This window comes from Marinomonas phaeophyticola, assembly GCF_026966905.1.
In the GTDB taxonomy this organism is placed as follows: Bacteria; Pseudomonadota; Gammaproteobacteria; order Pseudomonadales; family Marinomonadaceae; genus Marinomonas; species Marinomonas phaeophyticola.
In genome coordinates, this window is sequence record NZ_JAPUBN010000019.1 from 24737 (window position 1) to 50816 (window position 26080).

The 26080-nt window shown below is 39.9% G+C and carries 19 protein-coding genes; 7 read left to right on the forward strand and 12 right to left on the reverse strand.

What is annotated here, in order from left to right; translation table 11 throughout:
* The first annotated feature begins 28 nt into the window (after positions 1-28).
* Positions 29-667 (forward strand): TetR family transcriptional regulator C-terminal domain-containing protein, encoded by a 639-nt coding sequence (locus tag O1D97_RS14220; protein WP_269126607.1) that lies wholly within the window; start codon positions 29-31, stop codon positions 665-667.
* Positions 668-723: 56 nt separating this feature from the next.
* Here O1D97_RS14220 and guaD read toward each other — a convergent pair whose 3' ends face one another.
* The 4 genes from guaD to dbpA all read right to left on the reverse strand — a co-directional run bounded on the left by guaD (position 724) and on the right by dbpA (position 7620).
* Positions 724-2031, reverse strand: coding sequence for a guanine deaminase (gene guaD, locus O1D97_RS14225; RefSeq protein ID WP_269126609.1), 1308 nt, complete (start codon positions 2029-2031; stop codon positions 724-726).
* A 9-nt stretch (positions 2032-2040) separates the two neighbouring features.
* On the reverse strand, positions 2041-4413 hold the full coding sequence (gene xdhB / locus O1D97_RS14230; RefSeq protein ID WP_269126611.1) for a xanthine dehydrogenase molybdopterin binding subunit: 2373 nt from the start codon (positions 4411-4413) through the stop codon (positions 2041-2043).
* The gene (xdhA, locus tag O1D97_RS14235) at positions 4406-5872 is read right to left on the reverse strand and encodes a xanthine dehydrogenase small subunit (RefSeq protein ID WP_269126613.1); all 1467 of its coding nucleotides are present in this window, start codon (positions 5870-5872) and stop codon (positions 4406-4408) included. The genes xdhB and xdhA overlap by 8 nt, the downstream gene beginning before the upstream one ends.
* 362 nt (positions 5873-6234) lie before the next feature.
* Positions 6235-7620, reverse strand: a complete 1386-nt coding sequence (dbpA, locus tag O1D97_RS14240) for an ATP-dependent RNA helicase DbpA (protein WP_269126615.1) — start codon at positions 7618-7620, stop codon at positions 6235-6237.
* A 309-nt stretch (positions 7621-7929) separates the two neighbouring features.
* Between dbpA and O1D97_RS14245 the strand changes: the two genes are divergently transcribed.
* Together O1D97_RS14245 and O1D97_RS14250 are read left to right on the forward strand one after the other, a co-directional pair.
* Positions 7930-10215, forward strand: coding sequence for a bifunctional diguanylate cyclase/phosphodiesterase (locus tag O1D97_RS14245; RefSeq protein WP_269126617.1), 2286 nt, complete (start codon positions 7930-7932; stop codon positions 10213-10215).
* A gap of 376 nt (positions 10216-10591) precedes the next feature.
* Positions 10592-12001, forward strand: coding sequence for an alanine/glycine:cation symporter family protein (locus O1D97_RS14250; protein ID WP_269126619.1), 1410 nt, complete (start codon positions 10592-10594; stop codon positions 11999-12001).
* Between the two features lie 150 nt (positions 12002-12151).
* On the opposite strand, the gene O1D97_RS14255 is transcribed toward O1D97_RS14250, so the two are convergent.
* Positions 12152-13084: a LysR family transcriptional regulator gene (locus O1D97_RS14255; RefSeq protein ID WP_269126621.1), complete on the reverse strand. Its 933-nt coding sequence runs from the start codon at positions 13082-13084 to the stop codon at positions 12152-12154.
* Positions 13085-13218: 134 nt separating this feature from the next.
* On the opposite strand from O1D97_RS14255, the gene O1D97_RS14260 reads away from it, so the two are divergent.
* Complete coding sequence (locus O1D97_RS14260) at positions 13219-14322, forward strand: L-dopachrome tautomerase-related protein (RefSeq protein ID WP_269126623.1); 1104 nt, start codon at positions 13219-13221, stop codon at positions 14320-14322.
* Between the two features lie 166 nt (positions 14323-14488).
* On the forward strand, positions 14489-15502 hold the full coding sequence (locus O1D97_RS14265) for a zinc-binding alcohol dehydrogenase family protein (RefSeq protein WP_269126624.1): 1014 nt from the start codon (positions 14489-14491) through the stop codon (positions 15500-15502).
* A 60-nt stretch (positions 15503-15562) separates the two neighbouring features.
* On the opposite strand, the gene O1D97_RS14270 is transcribed toward O1D97_RS14265, so the two are convergent.
* The 7 genes from O1D97_RS14270 to O1D97_RS14300 all read right to left on the reverse strand — a co-directional run bounded on the left by O1D97_RS14270 (position 15563) and on the right by O1D97_RS14300 (position 23438).
* Positions 15563-16498, reverse strand: coding sequence for a LysR family transcriptional regulator (locus O1D97_RS14270; RefSeq protein WP_269126626.1), 936 nt, complete (start codon positions 16496-16498; stop codon positions 15563-15565).
* Between the two features lie 82 nt (positions 16499-16580).
* A complete protein-coding gene (locus O1D97_RS14275) occupies positions 16581-17594 on the reverse strand; it encodes an ABC transporter ATP-binding protein (RefSeq protein WP_269126627.1) in 1014 nt (337 codons plus the stop codon).
* Positions 17591-18652 carry an ABC transporter ATP-binding protein gene (locus O1D97_RS14280; RefSeq protein WP_269126630.1) on the reverse strand — a complete coding sequence of 354 codons (1062 nt, stop codon included), beginning with the start codon at positions 18650-18652 and terminating at the stop codon, positions 17591-17593. Before O1D97_RS14280 ends, O1D97_RS14275 begins: the two co-directional genes overlap by 4 nt.
* 1 nt (position 18653) lies before the next feature.
* The gene (locus tag O1D97_RS14285; protein WP_269126632.1) at positions 18654-19592 is read right to left on the reverse strand and encodes an ABC transporter permease; all 939 of its coding nucleotides are present in this window, start codon (positions 19590-19592) and stop codon (positions 18654-18656) included.
* Positions 19589-20569, reverse strand: a complete 981-nt coding sequence (locus O1D97_RS14290) for an ABC transporter permease (protein WP_269126634.1) — start codon at positions 20567-20569, stop codon at positions 19589-19591. The genes O1D97_RS14285 and O1D97_RS14290 overlap by 4 nt, the downstream gene beginning before the upstream one ends.
* A 58-nt stretch (positions 20570-20627) precedes the next feature.
* Entirely contained in the window at positions 20628-22157 is a 1530-nt protein-coding gene (locus tag O1D97_RS14295) for an ABC transporter substrate-binding protein (RefSeq protein WP_269126636.1), read from the reverse strand.
* 402 nt (positions 22158-22559) lie between these two features.
* Positions 22560-23438 (reverse strand): DMT family transporter, encoded by an 879-nt coding sequence (locus O1D97_RS14300; protein WP_269126638.1) that lies wholly within the window; start codon positions 23436-23438, stop codon positions 22560-22562.
* A 388-nt stretch (positions 23439-23826) separates the two neighbouring features.
* On the opposite strand from O1D97_RS14300, the gene O1D97_RS14305 reads away from it, so the two are divergent.
* Positions 23827-24717 carry a TIM barrel protein gene (locus tag O1D97_RS14305; RefSeq protein ID WP_269126640.1) on the forward strand — a complete coding sequence of 297 codons (891 nt, stop codon included), beginning with the start codon at positions 23827-23829 and terminating at the stop codon, positions 24715-24717.
* Positions 24718-24902: 185 nt separating this feature from the next.
* The gene (locus O1D97_RS14310; RefSeq protein ID WP_269126642.1) at positions 24903-26069 is read left to right on the forward strand and encodes a Gfo/Idh/MocA family protein; all 1167 of its coding nucleotides are present in this window, start codon (positions 24903-24905) and stop codon (positions 26067-26069) included.
* The last annotated feature ends 11 nt before the right edge of the window (positions 26070-26080 follow it).

A 26080-nucleotide genomic window follows, 5' to 3' on the forward strand; every position in this document is an offset into this window, starting at 1 on the left:
AAAATTATTAGTTATAAGGAATGTTCGTGTGAGCAAACGACAGGTTAATCGTGAGGAAATATGTTTACGAATTCTTGAAGCCGCGGAAGTTGAGTTTGGTTTGAAAGGATACAATGGGGCAAGTTTACAGCACATTGCTGAAACGGCTAATTTACCCAAGGCTAATATTGTTTACTATTTTGAATCTAAATTAAAGTTATATAAAACGGTTTTAAATAGAATTGCGACTATTTGGAATGATGTGTTTGATAAGGCAACGGTTGAGGATGACCCTGCGGTGGTATTGGATGAGTTTATTCGAACGAAGCTGGCACAAAGTATAGAGAAACCAAGAAGCTCACGTATTTTTGCGATGGAAGTGATGCAAGGAGCACATCATATTGATGATTTTTTGACGGACGAATTGAAACCTTGGTTTCAGGGGCGGGTTGCTGTGATTGAAGGTTGGATCGCTCAAGGTAAAATGAAGCAAGTTAATCCAGAGAATTTAATTTTTATGATTTGGTCATCAACGCAGCATTATGCCGATTTTGAATCTCAAATAGTTAAGCTAACTGACCAAGTTAGTTTAAATGAGCAGGGTTTGGAGAGTATTGGCGATACGATTAGCCAAATCATACTTACGGGTTGTGGTTTACAGGTGCCAACACCGGCGGAATCCAAATAATAAAAAACCGTTTCACCGGCTGATGAAACGGTCTCTGAATTTTAAAATACGTTTATTTAGTCTCGTGAATGAACACATTTACCTGCTGAATAGGTTTTTAAAATAGAACGATCGTCACCCAAGGTCATGAGTACGAAGAGCGTTTCGTCTAGGCTTTTAGAATGTTCTAAGCGATATTGCAGTAGAGGTGTTGCTTGATAATCAAGAATCACAAAATCGGCTTCAGTACCAACGGCTAGATTCCCTATTTTGTCCTCCAGTCGCAATGCTTTAGCTCCGCCTAATGTTGCTAAATATAATGATTTGAAGGGACTTAATTTTTCTCCTTGCAATTGAATGACTTTATAAGCTTCACTAAGCGTTTGTAGCATTGAGAAGCTAGTACCACCACCAACATCGGTCCCTAACCCTACATTTACATTATGTTCTTCTGCTTTATTTAAACGAAATAAACCGCTACCTAAAAATAAATTGGATGTTGGACAGAACGCGATTGCGGATCCTGTTTCATTTAACCTATGGTACTCGTCATCACATAGATGAATACCATGAGCAAATACAGAACGTTCACTTAAGAGTTTATGTTGGTCATAAACATCCAAGTAATTTTTGCTGTCGGGAAAGAGTGAGCTTACCCATTCGCATTCTTGTTGATTTTCGGATAAATGAGTATGCATATAAAGGTTATCAAATTCGGCTAACAGCTCTCCGGCTTTTGTGAGCTGTTCTGATGTGCTGGTCGGTGCAAATCTTGGCGTAACGGCGTAATGTAAGCGGCCTTTTTCGTGCCATTTTTGAATCAACTCTTTGCTATCTTGATAGCTTGTTTCAGGGGTATCGACCAAAAAATCGGGGGCGTGTCTATCCATCATGACTTTACCTGCAATCATTCTGAGATTGCGCTTTTCAGATGCTTCAAAGAAAGCGTCGACAGACTCTTTGTGGACGGTGCCAAAAACTAATGCCGTCGTAGTGCCATTACGTAACAACTCATTTAAAAAAACGTCGGCTACCGAGCGAGCATATTCTTTATCATGAAAGGCTCCTTCCGCAGGGAAGGTATAATTATTTAACCAATCTAACAGTTGTTCACCATATGAGGCTATGATCCCTGTTTGAGGGTAATGGATATGCGTATCAACAAAGCCAGGGGTAATAAGGCCATTTTCGACCGTCGTGATATCATCGATATCTTGATAGATTGGTAATAGCTCAGAGCTGTCTCCTAATGCGATGATTTTATCATTCTCAACGACTAGCAAACCATCTTCAAAATATTGATAGGATGCCTCAACACCGACTTCTGCTGGGTCTGCTAAGTTGTGTAGAATGGCTGAACGCCATGCTTTTACGGATACTGTCATTGAATACTCTTACTGTGATTGTTGGTTGATTTTTTGCTGCATTTCCTGAATACCGAATAATATTTTCTCGGGTGTTGCAGGGGCATCAATTTCTGGTTGATAACGATAGTCACTGACTGACGACACGGCATCTTTTAAGGCACACCACGCGGCGATTCCTAGCATAAAAGGAGGCTCGCCTACCGCTTTAGAATGATAAACGGTTGCTTCAGGGTTTTTTCTACTTTCGACGAGTTTTACTCGTAGATCTAAAGGCGTATCGGCAATGGCTGGAATCTTATAACTAGCAGGCGAATTGGTCATGAGTCTACCCTTATCATTCCAAATAAGCTCTTCCGTTGTTAACCACCCCATTCCTTGAATAAAACCACCTTCAATTTGCCCTATATCGATTGCTGGGTTTAGGCTGGCTCCAACATCATGAAGAATATCTGTTCTCAATACTTTATATTCCCCGGTAAGACTGTCTATAAGCACTTCACAACACGCCGCCCCATAAGAGTAGTAATAGAAGGGGCGACCACGAGCTAATTCACGATCATAATGTATTTTGGGTGTTTTATAATAACCCGTGCTGGAAAGGGAAATTTGGTTGAAATAGGCTAATTGAATAAGTTCTTCAAAGGAGAAAAATTGTGATCCTATGCGCACATGACTGTTTTTGAATTCGATATCTTGTTCTGAGACTTGATAATGTTGCGCCGCAAATTCAAGTAGGCGTTGCTTTAAAGTAAGTGCGGCATTTTGTGCGGCTTTACCATTTAAGTCGGTGCCCGATGATGCGGCTGTTGGAGAGGTGTTGGGGACTTTCTCCGTGTTAGTTGCTGTAATGTGGATGCGTTCACAATCGACCTGCAAGACTTCTGCAACAATCTGCGCGACTTTAGTATTTAAGCCTTGTCCCATTTCTGTGCCACCATGATTTAAGTGGATACTTCCGTCCGTGTAAATGTGGATGAGGGCGCCTGCTTGATTTAAAAAGGTAGCCGTAAAAGAAATACCGAATTTAACGGGTGTCATTGACAGGCCTTTTTTGAGAATAGGACTGTGTTTATTGAACTCAATTATCGCTTTTCTTCGAGTATAATAGTCGCTGCTCTCAACAAGTTCTTGAGTCATTTCAGCAATGATGTTGTGCTCAACAGTTTGGTGGTAGGGTGTCACATTACGTGCGTTTGTACCATAGTAGTTAATACGGCGAACATCTAATGGATCTTTTCTTAAACGACGGGCAATGGAATCCATAATATTTTCAATGGGGACCATTCCTTGCGGCCCCCCGAAACCTCTATAAGCGGTATTTGAGGCGGTATTTGTCTTACAGCGATACCCTGTAATCGTTGCGTCACCTAAATAATAGGCATTATCTGCATGGAACATGGCTCTATCGACAATAGAACCGGATAAATCGGGAGAAAAACCACAGTTTCCGGCCAGTTTAATCTCGACACCATGTAAGCGACCATCATCGTCATAACCAATATCATAAGTAACAAAAAATGGATGACGTTTGCCGGTAATCATCATGTCTTCCATTCTAGGTAGACGCATTTTTGTTGGTTGTTTTGTTAGATAAGCAACAACAGCGCATAAACATGCAGGCATTGCTGCTTGAGTTTCTTTTCCTCCAAATCCGCCACCCATACGGCGCATATCCACCACGATTTTATGCATTGGTAGGTCTAATACACCGGCCACTAATTTTTGAATTTCTGTTGGGTTTTGAGTCGAGCTATAAACAATCATGCCGCCATCTTCGGTAGGCATGACTGAGGCAATTTGTGTTTCTAGGTAAAAGTGCTCTTGACCGCCAATATGTAATTTTCCTTGGAGGCGGTAAGGGGCGCTCTTGAGTGCGGTTGTTGAATCACCATACTTATGTTGGTGGCTATCTAAAACAAAATGTTTTTTTGCTAGGGCCTCTTCAACATCCAAAATAGCTTCTAGTTCTTCGTATTCTATAATAGCGGCTTGTGCGGCTTTACGAGCGGTCTCATGATTGTTCGCTGCGACAGCCAATATGGGTTGACCAAAATACTCGACAATATCTTTGGCTAGTAGTGGGTCTCCAGCTGCCACAGCGCCAATATCTAGGTTTCCAGGAATATCCTTGGCTAAGAGAACTAATCTTACTCCCTCTATCTGGTAGCAGGGAGTGGTATCTATAGAGAGGATTCGAGCATGCGCCTTATCACTTGTACGAGCATATAGATGTAATTGGTTAGGGAACTCTAATTTATCATCGATATATTGAGCGACACCAGACACTTGCTTTGATGCACTTTCATGCTTTACTGGTCGACCTACACCCGTTGTAATAGATTGAGAAAACAATGTTTCTAATTCGGCTTGAGTAAGAGTTTGGGCTACTGGCTTAGACATGGGCTGTTACTCGCGTTTGTGAATAAGTATGGTTATTCCCTTCTGTCAGTTGAGCTTGGGTTTCTAAAAAATACTTGCGTAATAAGTTCTGCCCAATTAATACACGATATTCTTTAGACGCTCTAAAATCACTAAGTGGAGTAAAGTCATGAGTTAATGCATGACATGCCGATTCAAAGGTGTCTTTATTAAATATGTGACCAATTAAGGCCGTTTCACAGTGAGTAGCTCGCTTAGGGATCGCAGCCATCCCTCCGAATGCGGCTCTTGCATTAATGATGGTATTTTCTTTAACCGTAACATTAATACCGAGGCAAACGGCCGAGATATCATCATCGAGCCTTTTAGATATTTTATAGGCTTTGAAAAGAGATTTAGCTTGTCGAGGGACAATGATTTTTTCAATGAACTCAGACGATTTTCTCACGGTTTTTTTATAATCTAAAAAGTAATCTTCAATGTTTATCTCTCTACTTTCTTGTCCGCAACGCAGTTGTATTTTGGCATTAAGAGCAATTAATAAAGGAGGCGAGTCACCAATTGGAGAGGCGTTTGCAATGTTACCGCCTAGTGTCCCTTGATTACGAATTTGTAAGGAGGCAAATCTATGCAGCAATTCCCCAAAATCTGGATATTCTTTTGCCAATACTGAATAACAATCTGATAAAGGGAGAGCCGACCCAATCTCTATTCTATCCTCGAAGACAGACACTACTTTCATATCCGTAACATTGCCTAAATAGATTAGTGTATTTAATTGTTTATGGAACTGAGTAACCTCTAATGCTAAATCCGTACCTCCAGCAAGTAGGTGCGCTTCTGGGTGTGTTAAATAGCACTCTGCAAGTTCGTCAACGTTAGAGGGAGAAAAGCATCGATTTCCTACTCCACCAAAACCGGCTTTATTGATGACTGGAATGGCTTTTAACAACGTAAGTGTTGGCTGTTCTAATGCATCAAAAGTATCTGTTTGACGGTTATTGCACGCTTGTTCAGCTGCATCATAGATAGGACGATATCCGGTACAGCGGCACAAGTTACCAGAAAGTGCTTCTGTCGTGTCGGCTTTACTGTAAGGCTCACTTCTTTTCTGTAAAGCAAATAAAGACATGACAAACCCTGGTGTACAAAAGCCGCATTGTGACCCATGGCATTCAACCATAGCTTGTTGTGTTGAATGAAGATTATGTTGGTCTTGTAGGTCTTCTATAGTGATGAGTTGTTTGCCATGTAATGCACTAACAAAAGTTAAACAGGCGTTAATACTAAGATAGCGTAATTTCTTCCCCATCTCATCGGGCTCGGCTAAAACAACCGTACAAGCACCGCAGTCTCCAGAAGCACAACCTTCCTTAGTACCTGTTTTTTTACGGATATTACGCAAATAATTCAAAACCGTGAGATTTGGGTCAAGGTCGTGCTCCGTGCGTAACTCTTGATTAAGTAAAAATTGAATCAAAGCGAATCCCCTTTATTAGACTGTTTTACTAATGAGCATTAAATATTTTTAGCACAATTAGTAATAATTTACATGGCTGTTAAGTGAGTTTAGATAATTTTTGTCCGATCGGTCAAATTTTAACTGAGCTATTATGGCAATTTAGAGGATGAATTAGAAAAATAATTAAGTAATAGGGGGTTTTATAGAGGATATGTTGGTGAATTATGAATATGGACGATATTAATTGGATAGGATGAGGATGTGATAGCATTGACTGTGCCATTCCATACTTCTTGGGAAAAGAAAATGCCATCAAAATAGTTATAATTTTGATGGCATTTAGTATTAAAGATTAAGTAGAAAACCAATTCAATAAACTTTTAGCGAAGAGGGCGTACTTTTATTTTCCTGCCCTTAATCTTACTGTCTTCTAATGCTTTAACAGTAGATTTAACGAGATCACTTTGAATGGCAACATAAGCTTGGAAGTCAAAAACGTCAATTTTACCCACTTGATCTTTATTAAGACCAACGCCTGCCGTTAATGCTCCGACAATATCACCTGGTCTTAACTTGTTCTTGCGGCCAGCATCAAAAGCGAGAGTTGTCATTGAAGGAAACAAACGGTAGCTAAAATCCATTTCAGGATCTATTTCTGTAAAAGATGCGGTAATACCAAAGCGCTCTTCAACCCCTTTAACTTTATAGTCATCTTTATTTGTCACGAGATTGACTGCCATGCCTTTTGCCCCAGCACGGCCAGTACGTCCAATTCGGTGAGTATGCACATCAATATCTCGGGTCATATCGAAGTTGACAACCATATCGATTTCTTTAACGTCGATGCCCCGGGCGGCCACATCAGTAGCAACTAAAATAGACGTACTACCATTGCTAAATTGAACCAGGACTTGGTCTCGTTGTCTTTGATCTAAATCGCCGTGAATGGCTTTTGCGCTGACTTTGTGTGCATCTAGCCAATCAGCAACGGCTTGAGCTTCAATTTTTGTATTGCAGAAGACGATGACTTGACGAGGTTGATAATGTCTAAAGCTAGCTAATAAACTCTCTAGTTTGGTGTCTTTGTTTACGCGCACAAAACATTGCTCTATATCTGGCGTCAGTTCTGTGTTTTGCTCCACTTTGATATAAATAGGCTCATCTTGAAACGCTTTACTAAGTTCAATTATGGTATCTGAATAAGTCGCAGAGAAAAGCAAGGTTTGCCTTCTGTCTGGTGTGTGCTCAATGACAGTGCGAATACTGTCGACAAAGCCCATGTCGAGCATTCTATCCGCTTCATCTAATACGAGAGTGTTTAGATGGTTTATTTTCAAACTGCCCTTGCGTAAATGTTCTAACAAACGCCCTGGTGTTCCAACAACAATATGAGCACCGTGTTCTAAAGAGCCAATTTGAGGGCCAAAGGGCATACCACCACATAAGCTTAATATTTTTATATTGTCCATGTAGCGAGCCACTTTACGAATCTCTTTACAGACTTGATCCGCTAGCTCACGAGTAGGGCACATGACGAGACCTTGAACCCCAAAAAACTTCGGATTTATTTTGGTTAACATCCCAATCGCAAAGGCTAATGTCTTACCACTACCTGTTTGAGCTTGAGCCAGTACATCTATTCCATTGATGATGGAAGGCAAGCTTTGCTCTTGAATGGGAGTGAATGTTTTAAAACCTAGATCAGATAAAAGCGATGTAAGTTCAGTAGGTAATGTTACAGATAGATTATGAGTAAAGGTGGTCAAGATGGGCCTAATATATGAAAGCTAATAATGGACTTAATTTTAGCACGATTATCTTGCTAATGCTGAGTAAAGTCCGATAGTTGGAAGGGCAGACTTGTAATTTTCTGTAGGTCTTCCTTTATATACTGATTATTCTTGAAAAATTCAGTTAAAAGGATGAATTTAAGGACGTTATTTATGATAATAACCTTGGTTAATAGGTCTCTTTGTATACTGTTTCTTGCGTTAGAAGACATTAAGTTACATTTTTCTATTTTTCATATGATGAATTAAACACTATAGTTAAAGTATATAAACAGGGGAAATAGAGTGCATTCTAAGGACTATCTAAATAAGTCTTATTTATTGGTTTTCTTTTTGATTTCCTTTTGTGGACTTTTTGCTGCGTTTGGTTTATTTCAAGGAGAAAAACAACGCATTGTTTACGAACAAAAGGTGATTGCAAATCAATTTGCAGACTCACTATTAATTGCATTAAACGATTATGCGCTGGAAACATTATCCGTATCCGCTTTTTTTTATTCGTCTAAAAATCTTGATGTTCCCTACGATCAATTTATGCGTTTTGGTGAAGCCTTATTCTCCAAAAACCCTCACCCTATTACTAACGTGTACTTTGCAAAATATATTCACAAGAATGATGTGGATGCATTCTTATTAGATCAGGCAAAAATTACAGGCAATAAGAGCATTCAGTTACTTACTGATAATCAACAAGGCTCTTACTTACCTTTAGCGTATGGTTATCCTGATGTTATTGTTCATGGTGCAGATCTACTTTCTAATGAATTTCCTTATAAGTCGTTAGCTGAAGAGTCTATGAAAACCGATAATACAATTATGACTCCTCCTATCGTCTTACCAAGAGATAAGATAGAAGGAAAAAATCATAAAAATGCGTTTGTATTGAGACATGCTCTTTTTAATGAAAATGATGAGTTCAAAGGAATTGTCGGTATTGCGTTTACAATTGAGGGCTTACTTGCTCAAGTGAAGTTTAATTCAGAATATGATTTTGCCTACCGTATTGCAGATATTACAGAGTTAGCGGAAAACGAGTCTCCTGATTGGTTTTTTGATAGTAGCAATCATTTTTCACATCTACTGATTTCGAAGGAAATGGAAAAAAATCAGTTTGAGTTTGCTGGTCGTATTTGGTTGATTGAAACTTGTTTAGAAGAAGATTTTTCTTCATTCTTTGACGGTGGGATTTTTGTTATACCATTATTTACTTATTTATTTTTAGCTATTTTAGTGAGTTTCTTTGTTTATAAATTAAGCCGAGCTTATAAAGCCTCAATCGACAAAGTAGAGTATTCTTTATCTATCGATGAATTGACAGGCTTAAAAAGCCGATATGAAATTAATGAACATGTAGCTTCTCAAATTGCTATTGCGAAAAATGGATCCATGTTTGCTGTACTTCTGTTAGACCTAGATCATTTTAAAACTGTAAATGATGCATTTGGTTATGCTGTCGGAGATAAATTACTAGTTAAAATTGCGCAACGCTTACAAGAAATTCTTCCTAAAGGTGCTGAAATAGGACGTCTCGGAGCGGATGAATTTTTTATTGTGCTTCCTCTTGTGTATGTACTAGATCGAGTCTCCATTATTAGTCTTGTTCTAGATATCATTGAGCAAATTAGCAAAAGTTATTGTGTAGATGAACGAAACTTAACGGTTGGGTGTAGTATTGGTATATCTATTTATCCTGAGTTTGGTATTGATGCTCCAACATTGATGAAAAATGCGGATATGGCAATGCATAAATCAAAAACGCTAGGGCGGTCTACTTACCATTTTTATGATAGTGAAATGGGAAATCGTCTCACTCGAAATGTGTTGATTGAAAGCCGTTTACGATTAGCTATGCAAAGTAATCAACTAGAGCTTTATTTCCAACCGAAAGTAGATCTTTTAACTCTAGACTGTATTGGTTTGGAGGCGTTACTTAGATGGGAGGATGAGGAGCTAGGTCAAGTGTCCCCAGCTGAATTTATCCCTATAGCAGAAAATACAGGATTGATTTTACCTTTAGGTGAATGGGTTATTGAACAAGCGTGTATTCATATGGTTGAGTGGCGAGAAAAAGGCGAGTTGATTCCTCCTATAGCCATTAATTGCTCTGCAGCACAACTTAGAAGAGATGACTTTTTAGAGCGTTTAACAAGTTATATTGATAAGTACGGTGTCGATACTCAATCGATTGAATTGGAAGTAACAGAATCTATTCTAATTGAAGATGCAGAGAGGTGTGCTGAACTATTACATGAAGTTAGTAAGCTAGGAATGAAGATTTCTCTGGATGATTTTGGCACAGGGTATTCGAGCTTAAGCTATTTGAAAGATCTACCTTTCGATTGCTTAAAAATAGATCAGGTGTTTATTCGGGATATTTTGGAGAATGAAAAACATGCTGCTCTGACTTTGGGTATCATACAGATGAGTCATAGTTTTGGCCTCAAAGTGGTCGCTGAAGGAATTACGAATCAAGCACAATTAGATTTATTAAGAAAATATGGTTGTAACTTTGGGCAAGGGTATTTATTTGGTAAGGCTTATCATTCGGATCATGTGGTGTCCAATATTTAACTAACTATAGAAAAAGTCATTATAAAGCCTCCAATGTTTAGGCTTCTATCATAAGTAATTATCTATTCCTCTCTGTCTGATTTTTGCTCTTAATGAAAATCAGTCCAATTTTATTGTTTAAACGCCATACTCAAAAAGCGAATGACACGATGTCTGTATTGAAAAGGAAAACGTGAGAAGTAAAAGAAAAGTGCCTGTAGATATCTATAAAAACAAAATGGATATCACGTACGAAAAATAGTCATTCTTCTTCATTTTCTATAACTAAGTAGAAAAATCCCTTAGATTCAATAGTCTAGGTAGGTAAAGTGTTTAGTTATGGTGCAAAATTCTTTAGTATACGCGCGAATTATTCTGTGTATAAGGCATTGATTGTATGGATTTCACTATTAACTTTCTTAATAATATTTTTTGGGGCTATATCCTGATTTATGGATTACTGTCAGTAGGTATTTATTTTACAGTCAGGCTCGGTTTTTTACAGATCAGGCATTTCCCAGAGTTTATCCGCACGGTTATCAAATCTCCAGGTAAGGACAAAGGTGGTATTTCACCATTTCAAGCATTATGTACCAGTCTAGCGTCACGTATTGGCACCGGTAATTTAGCCGGTGTTGCAGTTGCTATTACGTTAGGCGGTCCTGGGGCCATTTTTTGGATGTGGATGGTTGCATTAGTGGGGATGGCCACTGCGTATGCTGAAAGCACATTAGCACAGTTATTTAAAACAAGAGATGCTAGTGGTCAGTTACGTGGGGGGCCTGCATTTTACATTTCTAAAGGGCTTAATGCGCCATGGGCAGGGGCTATTTTTTCTGTTTCCCTTATTCTTGCATTTGGATTGGTATTTAATGCCGTACAAGCGAACTCGATAGCAGGCGCAATGGAGGGAGCATTTGGTTTACCTCCTATGGGTGTTGGTGTATTTATAGCAATACTGGCTGGAATTGTGATTTTTGGTGGTATTCGTACGATAGCGAAAGTGTCTGAATTAGTGGTCCCTATTATGGCCGGACTGTATTTGTTAGTCGCTCTCTATGTCATCCTTGTGAATATTACAGAAGTGCCACATATTTTAAGTCTTATTGTGAAAAGCGCTTTTGGTTATGAGGAAGCGTTAGGTGGTATCGCTGGAGCGATGCTCAATGGGATTAAACGTGGCCTTTTCTCTAATGAGGCTGGCATGGGGTCTGCCCCGAATATTGCGGCGGCGGCAACACCAAACCCTCATCACCCGTCTTCTCAAGGCATGGTACAGGGGTTAGGCGTCTTCATTGATACCATTCTAGTTTGTACAGCCACCGCGATTATGATTCTACTATCTGGTGTTATTGAGAGTGGCTCAGGCTTAACTGGTGTGCCTCTGACTCAAGAGGCAATGGGCGTTCATATTGGTGCCGCAGGAACTTACTTTATTGCCATTGCTATTTTCTTTTTTGCATTTACTTCCATCATTGGTAATTACTCGTATGCTGAAAATGCGGTTATCTTCTTGAAGGGGGGAAAAGTAGGCATTCTTCTATTACGTGTGGTTGCTTTACTTATGGTGATTTGGGGCGCATATGAAAGTGTGGCCACTGTGTTTAATTTAGCTGATGCAGCGATGGGGTTAATGGCAACCATTAACCTTGTGGCAATTTGTTTCTTATCTGGTGTTGTTGTGAAGTTAACTAAAGACTATTTTGCTCAACGTAAATTGACGGATTCTCCCGTATTTGATCCTAATAAATTTCCTGAAATATCAGATAAAATCGATTTAGACATTTGGGGGAAAGATAAAAAGTAAAGAAATCAATAAAATTGATTTATAAAAGAGCCCTTTAGCTTGAGTGTTAAAGGGCACTTTTTATTCATCGACACTAACGAGCGTACTATTTTTGAGGCTAAGTGAGGGACTCTTTAACTGGTTTTGTTTGATAGGAAGATGGCTGACTTATCATAGAATACTTTTATCTAGAATGCCTTTTTCAACAAGTTGATTGAGAATATGCTGGCATTTTATTTTTAATGTGTCTCTTAGTAATCTTGCTGCAGGCGTAATGGATTGCCTGCTCGGAAAAATTAGCCAAAGTTCAGTAGAGGCGGTTTTGAAGTCAGGCATGACATTAATCACTTCTCCTGATAGCAACTCAGAGGAAATATCTAAACAAGATTTGAGCGCAATACCTTGTCCTGCCTTACACCATCTTCGTACTAGGTCCCCGTCATTAGAAGCTCTATTCCCTGTTACTCTGATTTTATATTCCGTATCTTTATGAGTGAAAATCCATACATCATGGAGAATATCGTAGAGTTGATATAAAAGCGCGTTGTGAGATGAAAGTTCTTTGGGTTGCTGAGGTGCACCAAATTGATCAACATACTTCTGAGAAGCACACAGCAGTCTTGGCACATTACAAATCTTGAAGCCGTATATGTTGGCATCATTAGGGGAGCCATAGCGAAGAGCAATATCAACGGCATCTCGATAAAAATCAATATTACTATCACTGATATGAGACCTTAAACGAACATGAGGGTGCTCATTCATTAGCTCATCTAACCAGGGGATGACTAAGTTTCTACCAAGATCAGAAGATAACGCGATACGTATTTCGCCATCAATCACGCCTAAATCAGTTTTAATATTTTGTTTGGCTTGATCCAGTACCGATAATGCTTCTTGGCATTTTGGTATGTATTTTTCGCCAGCGCTGGATATTCTGAGCTGTCTGGTAGTGCGAATAAATAACTCAACACCTAATGTGTGTTCAACACGCTTGAGTGCGGCACTGGCTGTCGCTGTTCGCATATCTAAATGTTCGGCAGCGGCCGTAATACTACGAAATTCCGCCACTTTAAGTACTACTTGTAAGTCTTCTAAAAGCATATTAACTAATTATATTTGATAAAGATTCAATTATTACGCTGTTTATTGGTTGGGTGTCAAGGAATAACATGAGTTAAATCAAATTGATGATATCAATGCATATACATAGATTAGACAAGCGAGAAAAGTATTTTATGAAAAAGTTAAAAACAACCTTAGCATTAACCGCTTTGATTATTATGAGTGGTTCACCAGCGGCAAATGCGACCCAAATAGGTGCTTTAGAAGCGGTTACGGAATTTACTGATGCCCGTGGGGGAGGTATTACTATTACACCATCGGGAAGAATGATTGTGAGTATGCATCCTCTTGATGGGCCAAAAATTAAAGTAGTTGAAGTTATGGCTAATGGTCAAAAACAACCTTTCCCCACACTGGATTGGGCTGATGGTCCTGAAATAGGTTATGTTGGATTAACGGCGGTCATAGGCGTTCATTCAGATAGTCGCGGTATTGTTTGGATGTTAGATATGGGAAGTGATGTCTCTCCTGCTAAATTGGTTGCTTGGGACACGCGCAGTAATCAGTTACATAATACTATTGAGCTGCATAAATCTGTTCTTCTACCTAACTCTTTCTTACAAGATTTTATTATTGATGAAAAACGAGGAAAGATTGTTATTGCGGACATGTCCTTTGGTAATTTTCTAGGAGCGACAAAACCGGCTTTTATTGTGGTAGACATTAAAACAGGCAAGGTGAAGCGGGTACTAGAAAGTGCTGCAGTCTTGATGCCCGAAGACAGAGATATTGTTATAGAGGCGTCATTATTAGCGTCAAAATCAGAAAAGGGGGAGGTAACTAAGTTACGTTTTGGACTTAACCCAATTGCCATCGATGATCGCTCAGAGTGGATTTACTTTGGTGCTTTTAGCGGATCTACAATATATAGAATTCAGGCCTCTTCACTTACGGATATGACTATGTCTGATAAGCAACTTTTAACTTCACTAGAAGTGTTTGGTCCTAAAAAGTCAAGTGACGGTATTGCTTACGCCCCTGGAGTGGGGGTCATTGTATCGGATCTTGAAAATAATGCAGTTGGTTTAACGACCAAAGGTAAGTACGAGGTACTACTGCAAGATAAACGCTTATCTTGGCCGGATAGCTTTGCAGTGAGTGATGGGTATATTTATGTTACCCAAGATCAATTACACCAGCACCCAGCGTTTAGCCAAGGTCTGGGAAATGCTCAACCTCCTTATACCTTGTATCGTTTTCGCTACCAAGCTAAATAAAGTGTTAGCCATACTCATTAGAAATATACATTAGCATCATTATCAAATATTTTTTGATAGAGATTCAAATATTAACTTGTTTAAACTGATCATTACTAAGACGTATGATCGACACTTGAATAGGGTTAATTTTCACTCGAGTGAATAGCAAATTGGAGAATACAGAATGAAAGTAGTGGCTTATCAATCAGCGAGTACATTAACAGAGCCAAATTATTTATTAGATACTGAAATGGACAAACCTCAAGTGAGCGGTTATGACATTTTGGTTGCTGTAGAAGCCGTCTCAATCAATCCCGTTGACACTAAAGTACGTGCACGAGCGATACCCGCAGCAGGGCAATGGGGGGTGCTAGGTTGGGATGCCGCAGGTACGGTTGCGGCTATAGGTGATCAAGTTACGGCTTATAAGGTGGGTGATAAAGTTTGGTATGCGGGTGATGTAACTCGATCAGGATCCAATGCAGAGTTTCATGCTGTAGATTCCCGCATTGTTGGAAAAATGCCTGAAAATCTATCCTATGCCGAAGCGGCCGCTTTACCTTTAACTAGCCTAACCGCTTGGGAAATGGTATTTGAACGTCTAAATATTAATGAAAAGACGGATCATAGTCAGGACTATATTCTTATTATTGGTGCCTCAGGTGGCGTTGGTTCTATTATGATTCAGCTGCTAAAAGCCCGAACCAATATTAACGTCATTGCATCCGCCTCTCGTCCTGAAACGCAAGCATGGGTGAAGGAATTAGGTGCGGATTACGTGGTAAATCATCAACATCCTCTGGATGAGGAAGTGGCGGCGTTAGGCATTAAAAACATTAATTATGTGGTCAGTTTGAATCAAACAGATCGACATTTAGCGGCCATTGCTAATTTAATTGAACCCCAAGGTAAGTTTGGTTTGATTGATGACCCTGAACAGTTGGATATTGCCGTATTCAAGCGTAAGAGTGTCTCTATTCATTGGGAGTTTATGTTTACTAAATCGATGTTTTTAACAGCGGATATTGAAACACAACAAGGCATTCTAAACTCTGTTTCAAAGCTTATTGAAACCGGTAAAGTTATGAGTACGCTTAATGAAAACTATGGGAGAATCAATGCAGAGAACATGACGAAAGCCCATGCTTTGGTGGCGTCAAATAAAGCAAAGGGCAAGGTGGTTCTTGCCGGCTTTTAGCGTGTTGTAATAAGTGCAGCCCCTTACCTTATATTTGAAAAAATAAACTAAGGGGCTGTTTTAAAAACGTTTTTTATGCTTTAAACGTTCTTGTAAGCTATCCCAGAAGGCATTTAGGTTAGGACTCTTGTTTAACTTTGAACGATATAAACGAATCTCCAAAGGGATATTCCATTCTTTATTTCCTGCTAGTGCAACTTTCCCATACTCTAGAGTGTCAGACATGAGCCGAGAGGGAACCCAGCCAATCCCAAAGCCTTCTTTTATCATCGCTTTTACGTTTACAGAATGGTAATTCTCATTAATAGTTTTTAACTGAGCGACGTCCTTTTGCCGTTGTAAGTGGTGCAGAATAACAGGTTGTAAAAAGGAGTTATCATAATAGCCTATATGTGGTAATGGCTTGCGACGTCCCCCTGGTAGCTGATATTTTGCCGACCCTGACTCATCTGCAATACTGTACGGAATGAGGGTTTCGTCTGCAATAACACAGTATTCATAATTATCGTCATCTAAGGCATGGATAAACTGAATAGCTGGATGCCAAAAACAGAGCATAAGGTCACACTGTTTTTCCATCAGTGCATTGACGAAATCCATTCCAGACCAAGAGCTTGATTTTAAATTGCTGTCGAGTTCCATGTCTATTTCTTGGCAAAAGGGTTCAATAACGTCTTTATAAAAGCTTAAGAATAACGTTTGGGTTGTCGCAAAACTAATTTGAGACTCACCTTGTTTTCTTACTTCTTGGCAGCGTTCTTTTGCGTCTCTTAATTGACGTGTAATTAATTCTGCACTGTGAAGAAAAACTTCGCCTTCGGGGGTTAACGACAGAGGCAAGGTGTTACGGTCGATCAGGGTGACCTTCATTTCTTCTTCAAGTAACTTAATACGACGACTGAATGTTGGCTGAGTAACATTTTGTTCGTCAGCTGCTCGCGAGAAATGCCGTGTTTTTGCGAGTGCAATAAAGTCTTCAAGCCATCTTATTTCCATATTAAGATGCCTCCTGCTTGTTCCTTGACGAATGCTCTGTCTGTCATGAGTCGTATACTATTTGCTAATTGAATCTGGAGTCTCATAATCGATCCTCCTCAACCGCGTGACAGGCGACGCTGCTACCATCAGCTTGTCGTTTCATAGCAGGTGTTTCGGCAATGCATCTCTCTTGAGCAAAAGGGCAACGAGCGTGGAAGGGGCATCCTGTAATCGCATCATAGGGTGTCGGTACTTCGCCAATAAGTTTAATGGGTTTTTGGGTATTATTGTCTAATCTTGGGATCGCGGACAACAAGGCTTGGGTATACGGATGCTTTGGGCTATCAAATAAGGTTTTTGTTGGCGACAACTCACACATAGCCCCTAAATACATGACGGCTACACGGTTAGAAAAATGTTCAACAACCGCTAAGTCATGAGTAATGAATAAGTAAGTGAGATCATATTCCTCTTGTTTATCCATCATTAGGTTGAGTACTTGCGCTTGAACAGAAACATCAAGTGCCGCTAATGGCTCATCGGCAACAATTAATTCAGGTTCTACAGATAATGCTCGTGCGATACTAATTCTTTGGCGTTGACCCCCAGAAAATTCATGAGGGTAGCGATCAACCCAGGATGGAGCAATGCCAACAGAGTTTATTAATTGAGAGACTTTATCATCAACTTCTGTTCTCGTTAAATGGGGGTTATGAAATCGAATCGGCTCACTCAGTGTTTGATAGATGGTCATTCTGGGATTAAGCGATGCATAAGGGTTTTGAAACACCATCTGCATACGACGGCGGAAAATGAGTCTTTGACGATCGTTTAAGTTATCAATGCGTTGATCGCCATAATGAATTTCACCTGCATCAGGTTTAGTTAATCCCATAATCGCTCTAGCCAATGTGGATTTACCGCATCCGGTTTCCCCCACAATACAAAGCGTTTCCCCTCGATGTAAGGTAAGAGTGATGCCATTTAATGCATATACTGTATTTTGTCTTTTATAAGAGCGCCCTTTATTCAGAGACCATTGAGACATCCATTTTTCATTTACTGTAAAACGTTTTTCTAAATCGCTAATTTGTAGAAGAGGGATTCGTTTCATACGTCCCCCTTTTGCTGACTGATTGAGAGTAAGTAGGCACCGTTATCCGGACCATCGCCTTCATCAAAATCGTAGCTTTCATCGCTTATTTCTTTCATCATATCCTCAACCATGAAGCAGGCTACATGGGAGACACCGTTGTATAAAGAATCTGGTTGCTTCTGTTTACATTTGTCCATTACATAGGGGCAACGGGTATGGAACGCACAGCCTTTTGGACGATCATTTAAAGACGGCATGGCGCCTTCTATTTGATTAAGCCTATGCCCTGGAAGCGACATCTGAGGTAGCGCATTAAGTAACCCTTGAGTGTAGGGGTGTTGTGGATCATTGATGATCTCTAGTGTTGGACCTTGCTCAACAATGCGCCCAGCGTACATGACAATGGTACGTTCGGCTACTCGAGACACAACACCTAGATCATGGCTAATCAAAATAAGAGCGACATTATTGTCATCACAAATGTGTTTTAGTAACTCTAGAATTTCGGCTTGAATGGTGACATCAAGGGCGGTTGTTGGTTCGTCAGCAATAATAATATCGGGTTTAAGTAAAAGAGCGATTGCAATGATTACCCGTTGACGCATACCACCAGAAAGTTCATGGGGATATTGGTTAAAGCGGTTTTCGGGAGACGCGATTTGGACTTGTGCCAGCTTTGCAATGGCTAAGTTTTTTGCTTCTTTTTTTCTTAAATCCGTATGGCTGCGAATAGCCTCTACCATCTGTTCACCAACAGTGAGTACGGGGTTCAGCGTCATCATAGGATCTTGGAAGATCATAGCAATACGCTTACCTCTTATATGACGCATTTGACGATTAGATAAATGACTTAGTTCATTACCATTTAGCTTGATCGAGCCGGACTTAATATAACCGGGTCGACTGATTAAGTTCACAATAGAAAAACCTAGAATGGATTTCCCTGCTCCCGACTCACCAACAAAAGCAATGCGTTCTCCATGCTTTAAGGAGAAGTTAATATCAATTAAAGCGGCTAGATCTTCTCGCTTTAATTGAAAATTGACATTGAGATTACGTACGTCTAACAGGTCCATATTAATCCTTATACACTTTAGGGTTAAGATGGTCTCTGAGCCAATCTCCTAAAAGATTCATCACTAGAATAAGCACAATTAAAGTGATGCTCGGAATGACACAAATCCACCAAGCGCCTGCAAACATGTAATTAAAACCTGAGGATATTAGGGACCCTAAAGAGGGTTGAGTGACGGGCATCCCTAGTCCTAAGAAGGAAAGTGCCGCTTCAGCAATAATGGCGTTAGCTATTTGTATGGTAAAGATCACCAATAAAGGAGATACCGTATTGGGTAAAATGTGTTTAAACATAATTCTTCCCGATCCAATCCCCATAATCCGTGCGGCATCAATGTATTCCTTTTGTTTCTCGGATAGTACTGAGGCTCGTACGGTTCTTGCAAATAAGGGCCATTCAGCCAAGCCTATCACCAAAATAAGCATGTACATGGCGAGATGCTGGTAGGAGGCGATACCGAAAATGGTTTGAAACAAGGCCATGACAATGATAGCCACCATCATATTAGAAAAAGACAATTGGACATCAGCACAACGCATTAAAAAGTTATCCAAACGGCCGCCAAAATACCCGGACATTAAACCAATACAAATGCCTAAAACACCTTGAATCAAGACCGCAAAAATGCCAATAGTAAGAGATAGACGGGTTCCATATAGGATCACTGATAGTAAATCTCTGCCTTGCCCATCAGTGCCTAATAAAAATCGGCTGTCACCGTCAATCCAATAAGGCGCAATTTCTGAATTCTCTAAATCCATAAAATTAGGATCACGAACATCAAAGGGAGCAATCAGGGGAGCCGCTAGGGAAATTAAGCAATAAAAAGCAAAAATCAATAACGACATGACGGCGATTTTATCGCTTAAAAAACCGTGCCAAAGGTGAACCCAATGCTTTGATCTTGAGGTAATAGAAAATTCTTTAGAGGTTTGTTTCATAATCCATGACTCGATAAGCGTACAGTTGGATTGACCAAACCGTAAATGAGATCAACTAGGGTGTTGGTAATGACAAACATAGCGCCAACGACCATGAGGTAAGCCGAAATAAGAGGCGTATCTACTCGGCTAATGGCATCCCAAAATAGAAACCCCATCCCCGGCCATTGAAAAATCGTCTCAGTGAGTATGGTATAGGCGACTAATGTTCCTGTTTGAATTCCGGCGACCGTAATAATGGGTAACAGTGTATTTTTAAGGGCATGAATAAAGTATATTCTCATAGGAGACAAGCCTTTTGCCCACGCAAATTTAATGTACTCCGACTGTAAAACCTCCATCATCTCTGAGCGTATTAAACGTACAAATAATGGCATCAATGCAAGCGCTAAAGAGAGACTAGGCAAAAATAAGTGTTTTATGCCATCCCATGTCGTAAAGCCGGTTTCCCAGAAGGAAAAAATCACCTCGGTTTCTCCTCTGCCAAAGCTGGGGGCAATCTGCCATTCAACGGAGAAAAAATACACCAAGAAAATAGCAATGATAAATATAGGGACAGACAAACCGATAGTACTAAAAAACATAAGTGTTCTAGCAAGAATGCTTTTGGGTTTGATAGCGGCAATGACGCCACAGGGAATGGCAATTATAATAATTAATACAATGGCTGAAAAAGAGAGCTCTAATGTGGCTGGTAACTTTCTCAAAATAACATCTAAGGCTGGTTCTTTATAGTAATAAGAAACGCCTAAATCCCCCCGAACGGCCTTTTTGGCAAACCGAATATATTGATCGAAAAGGCTGTCATTGAGCCCCAGTTCATCTCTAATTTGCTTTCTTTCTTCTAAGGTAACTGATTGGCCTACCATTTGATGGACGGGGTCACCTAATCGACCTTGAACTAGAAAGCTGATAATACTGATTACTATCATAACGATTAACGCTTGTATAAAACGCCTAATTAAAAACCGAAACATGGGTTAGATAAATCCTATGTATTTATATGGCGTAATAAAGCTGATTATCTGAAAAGGACTATTCAACAACGAGATCACCTAGGTAAGGGAAGTTTCTTTCATTCACTATATTTTCTATTTTAAAGTTTTGCTTAGCACCCCAAGAGAGACTTTGCCATAGTAAAGGCACAATGGCTGATTCTTCTTCAAGAATGATTTCTATTTCTTGTAATAATTGGGTCCGGCGTTCTGCATTCATTTCAATATTAGCGGCTCGAATTCTATCGTCTATTTTTGCGTTACAATAGCTGCTGGCGTTATAGGCACCTAGGCCAGTATTCTGATCTGTACACGCAATTAAAAATTCAAACAAATTGTTGGAATCATTGGTATCGGACTGCCAACCAATCATCATGAGGTCGGCGCTACGATTATCAAACTCTTGAAAATATTGCGCTTTAGGTAGCGTTTTTAATTCTACTGAAATATTTATTTTGGCCAGCATAGCCACAACAGCTTGAGAAATTTTTTCATCATTTACATAGCGATTATTTGGCGCCATCATCGATATTCGAAAGCCCTCACCATAGCCAGCGTTCTTCATTAATTGCTTTGCTTTTTCTAAATTATATTTAGGTTTTATTTCTTTTACGTGTCCTGAAAACTGTTCAACGCTTAATTGACCGGCCGCTTTACCAAACCCTTTTAATATTTTTTCTACTATAAGGGATTGATTGATGGCCAGGTTGATTGCCTCTCGGACTCTTTGATCTCGAAACTCTATTCTTCTTGCTTGGTTCATATGTAATAGTAAAATACGCGTGCTGGGCATACTCACAAATTTAATGTCTGGTGAACGTTTAATTCTAGGGATGTCAATTGGGGAAATGGGGTGGATGAAATCCACATCACCGGATAAAAGCGCGGCCAATCGAGTTGAGTCAGAGCGAATAGGGGTGAATTTGATGGTATCGACATTCCCTTTTGATTCATGGTCCCAATATTTATGGAAACGTTTGAAAATCAATTCTACTCCGGGTTCTCTTTGAGTCAGAATATAAGGCCCAGTGCCTGACATATTTTTTGAGGCAAAAGTTTCTCCAAACTTTACGATAGCATCACGACCTTTATAAAAGGCACTGTCCATCGGAAAAACGTAAGTTAGGATGTTCAAAATTAAAGGTGTTTGTTGGTGCATGCTAATGTCTACAGTAAGGGCATCAATTTTTTTTACGCCAGCAATGGCATTAAACATAGCCCTAAAATCTGGTGATCGCTTTAGGCGTAAAATGGTAAAAATAATATCATCAGCAGAAAGCATGTTACCAGAATGAAAGCGTACTCCTTCACGCAGGTACACTCTTAAAGTAAGTGGATTGATCTGCTCCCAATGAGAGGCTAAGCGAGGCTCAAAAATGCCGCTTTGGTTACGACGTAGTAAAGGGTCAAACACCAAATGAGACAACTGTAACGTCGCTTCAGATAACTGCTCATGAGGATCAAGTGACACTGGGTCGGCATCAAACGCCATAGATAACGAGGCCGCCTGAACACCTAAAGAGGTGATCCACAGATTAAAGGTGATCAACAAAAAGGCTATGTTTTTCATTATTATTCCTTCTAGATCAAAAGAAGGCTTTTGCATTAAAACAGTACCGAAATAATAATAGATCAATAGAGCATTACGTCGGATACAAAAAAAGCCATCTGAATCGGGTTCTATTCCCATAACTCAAGACAATCAATTACCGCAAGTATGGTACAGAAAGACATTCAAAAAATCAGTAACTCTCTTTTTTAAAGCGCTCTTTTTAAGGCGTTTTTAGACGCTTATAGGAGGATAAGTCATTTAGAATCGTAGCCATGGAGGGTAATAAGGGTTTTAAACGGTTATTTATGTTAAACCTAAAAAAGCCCAACTTGACTGGGGTTAGTTCAGGTAACCCCATAAGCGTCAAATCAGGCTATGTTTAGAGTATAAGTAGGCTAGAAATAATTACTTTGATTTACGTCATTTAAGTTTGTGTTCAATGGGCATTTTTTTGCCTATCCAAACCGATACAACAACCAAGCACACGAAAATAAATGTTTGCATGTCTATGGCTTCTCGAAGAAATGCAATCGATGCAATTAAGGTGATAAAGGGTTGCAGTAACTGAACCTGGCTAACTCTGGCGATACCACCTAGAGCGAGTCCTTTGTACCAGACAAAGAAACCAAGAAATTGACTCATAATCGATAAGTAGAAAAAGCTCACATAACCACTTAATGGAATATTAGAAAAGGATGTCGGGGCGTAGGATAAAGTGGGATAAATAGCCACGGGAAGGGCAACAATAAGCGCCCAACAAATGACCTGCCAGCCACCCAATTCTTTCGATAATTTTCCTCCAACCGCATAACCAAGAGCGGCACAAATGATGGCGGCTAATAGGGCGAAGTCAGCCACATGAATGTGACCTGCGCCTTGTATTAAAGAATAGCCAACGACTATCATGCTACCAACAATACCGACGACCCAGAACGCAAGACTTGGTCGCTCATGATTAATGATAGCCCCCGCGATGGCAGTGGCGAGCGGTAAGATACCCAGTACTACCCCCCCATGAGCCGCAGGTACATATTGCATTGCCCAAGATGAGAATACAGGGAAGCCAATCACAACACCGAGCGCCACCCAAATTAATTGGATGAACTGCTTTCGATTAGGTAGCGGCTGTCGAAAGACGACCAACATGGCAATGGCTAATATGGCGGCGACTACGGCACGCCCCATACCAATAAAAATAGGATCCATATAAGGAACGACAATACGAGTGACGGGAAGAGTGAGCCCAAAAACACAGACCCCTAATAACCCATACAACATACCTTTTGTTTCTGTTTGCATAATTTTCTCGTATAAAAATAAACACTGAAAGCGTTGGTTTAACTATAGTGGGCTTTCAGGGAGGAGTAACGTTATTCGGTTTAATACTAAAGTAAAGGCTTTGAGAGAAAACAGGGACAGTTTTAAGCATTCTTTGTCATACAGAAGATATTTAAGAAAAAGTAAGCCAATAATAGGAATTCTCTGCAGTATATTATTGGCTACTAGGCGAGTTTTTAACTCTCTTTCGGTATAAATTAATCCAACCCATGTCTTAAAGTAGAGGTTAAACATTAAAAAATAACCTCGCAACAAACTAAATTGCTGGTTAAATATTGACATTTTGCAAGCGCTTGCATTAATGTGTTTTGAGTTTTCATCAACACACTTAATAGGAAGTATAAAAACAATGAAACTTCATCTATCTAATGCGCCTTGTTCTTGGGGAATTGAGTTTGCAGATAACCCAAGCAATCCATCTTGGGAAACGGTGTTAAAAGAAATTTCGTTAGCCGGGTATAAAGCTACAGAACTTGGGCCTTTAGGTTATCTGCCGACGGACTCTCAGGTATTGTCGGCTAAATTAGACGAAAATGGTTTGGGCTTAATTGCTGGTACTATTTTTAAGCACTTACATAAGCCTGAAAAACGAGCTGAAATTTTAGAGTACACCGAAGCTACCTGTAAACTACTACAGGCGCAAAACGCTAAGTATATGGTGGTTATTGACCACGTATCTTCTCCAAGAACCGATCAAGCGGGTCAGATTGAGACGGCCTATCGTTTACCTGCAGACCTGTGGGATGCAATGATGGGTACCATTACCGAATTGTCTTTAATTTGCCGTCAATACAATATCACCCCTGTTATTCATCCTCATGCGGGTACTTTTATAGAATACCGTGATGAAATTGACCGAGCGATGGCCGATTTAGACAGTGATTTAGTCAAGTTATGTGTTGATACTGGGCATTGTAAATATGCTGGAATTAATCCCTCAGAGCTCATTGAGGCGTATCAAGATCGTGTGGAATACATCCACTTTAAAGACATTAATGAGGCCGTATTAGAAGATACTGTTGAAAATAATGTTGATTTTTATAAGGCCATTGGTAATGGTGTTTTTTGTCCTTTAGGTCAAGGTTGTGTCGATTTTATCGGTCTTAGAAGTACATTAGAAAAAATCAACTACAATGGCTGGGTTACAGTAGAGCAGGATGTTGACCCGTCCAAAGACAATAGTTCTTTAGAGAATGCGCAAGAAAGTCTTATGTTTATTAATCAAAATTTTATGCAATAAATGAATGGATTAAAACCTAAAGCACACAATCTGGTCTGATCGACTTTTTGACTATGGAAGCATTGAAGCTTTAGGAGGGCGAGTAAGGCATTCATCAATAAATATTATCGATAGATGCCTTAACTCGTATTAGAAAACCATTCAGATCAAGATAAATCGATAACGTTATTGGTGAGGATAAACAGATGACAGCAAATCCTGTAATAGACGCATTAGGTAGAAAATTAAGGTTAGGTGTTATTGGTGGTGGTCCAGGTTCATTTATTGGTATCGTCCATCGTGGTGCCGCTGTTTTAGAAGAGTATTATGACGTAGTGGCGGGTGTTTTTTCTTCAAATCCTGTTCGTTCATTAAACAGTGCTACAAAGCTAGGGATTGAGCGAGGTTATGGTTCTGCTGAAGAGATGATACTGGCGGAAGCAAATAGAGAAGATAGAGTTGATGTGATTGCTATCATGACGCCAAACAATAGCCACTATGCCATTGCGTGTTTAGCCATTAAACATGGGTTTCATATTATGTGTGAGAAACCGCTTACAAATAGCGTAGATGAAGCGATGGACTTGGTTCAGAAGGTGAACAAAAGTGATGTAGAATGCTGCGTTGCTTATGCTTATTCTGGCTATCCTATGGTTCGTGAAGCAAAGGCGATTGTTGCGGCCGGTGAGCTCGGTGATATTCGAATGGTTCAGTGTGATTACGTTCAAGGGCATCTTGCTGAATTAACTGAATCAGAAAGACAGGGCTCTAATTGGCATATGGATCCAGATATCGCGGGTCCATCTTTGATTCTAGGTGATATAGGTACCCACTGCTACCATTTGGCCTCGTTTGTAACAGGTATGGTTCCAAATGAGTTAAGTGCGGATATTACGACGGTTGTGCCTGGGCGTGAGTCAGATGACTATACAGGTATTTTGACTCGTTATAAAAATAATGCGCGAGGTTCTTTCTTTATTACTCAAGCTGCGGCAGGAGCTGACCATGGCCTTTATTTAAGGGTTTATGGTAGTAAAGGTGGATTGGAGTGGCACCAAGAGCAGCCGAATCAACTACTAGTGAGAAGCTTGGATCAACCAAATAAGGTGTTACAAAAAGGCGGTGTTGGTTTACATAAAGCTGCGAATCGTGTTTCTCGCATTGCCATAGGGCATCCAGAGGGATACAGAGAAGCTTTTGCTAACCTTTATACGGATTTAGCGGAAGTGATTATTGCGCAAAAAACCAATACCAAAGAGGATCCTTTGGCTCGATACTTCCCAAGTATTGAAGAAGGTGCGGAAGGTATCAAGTTTGTACAAGCAGCGGTGACATCTAATGAACACAATGGCCGTTGGGTAAGCCTGTCTTAATTTAATGGCCG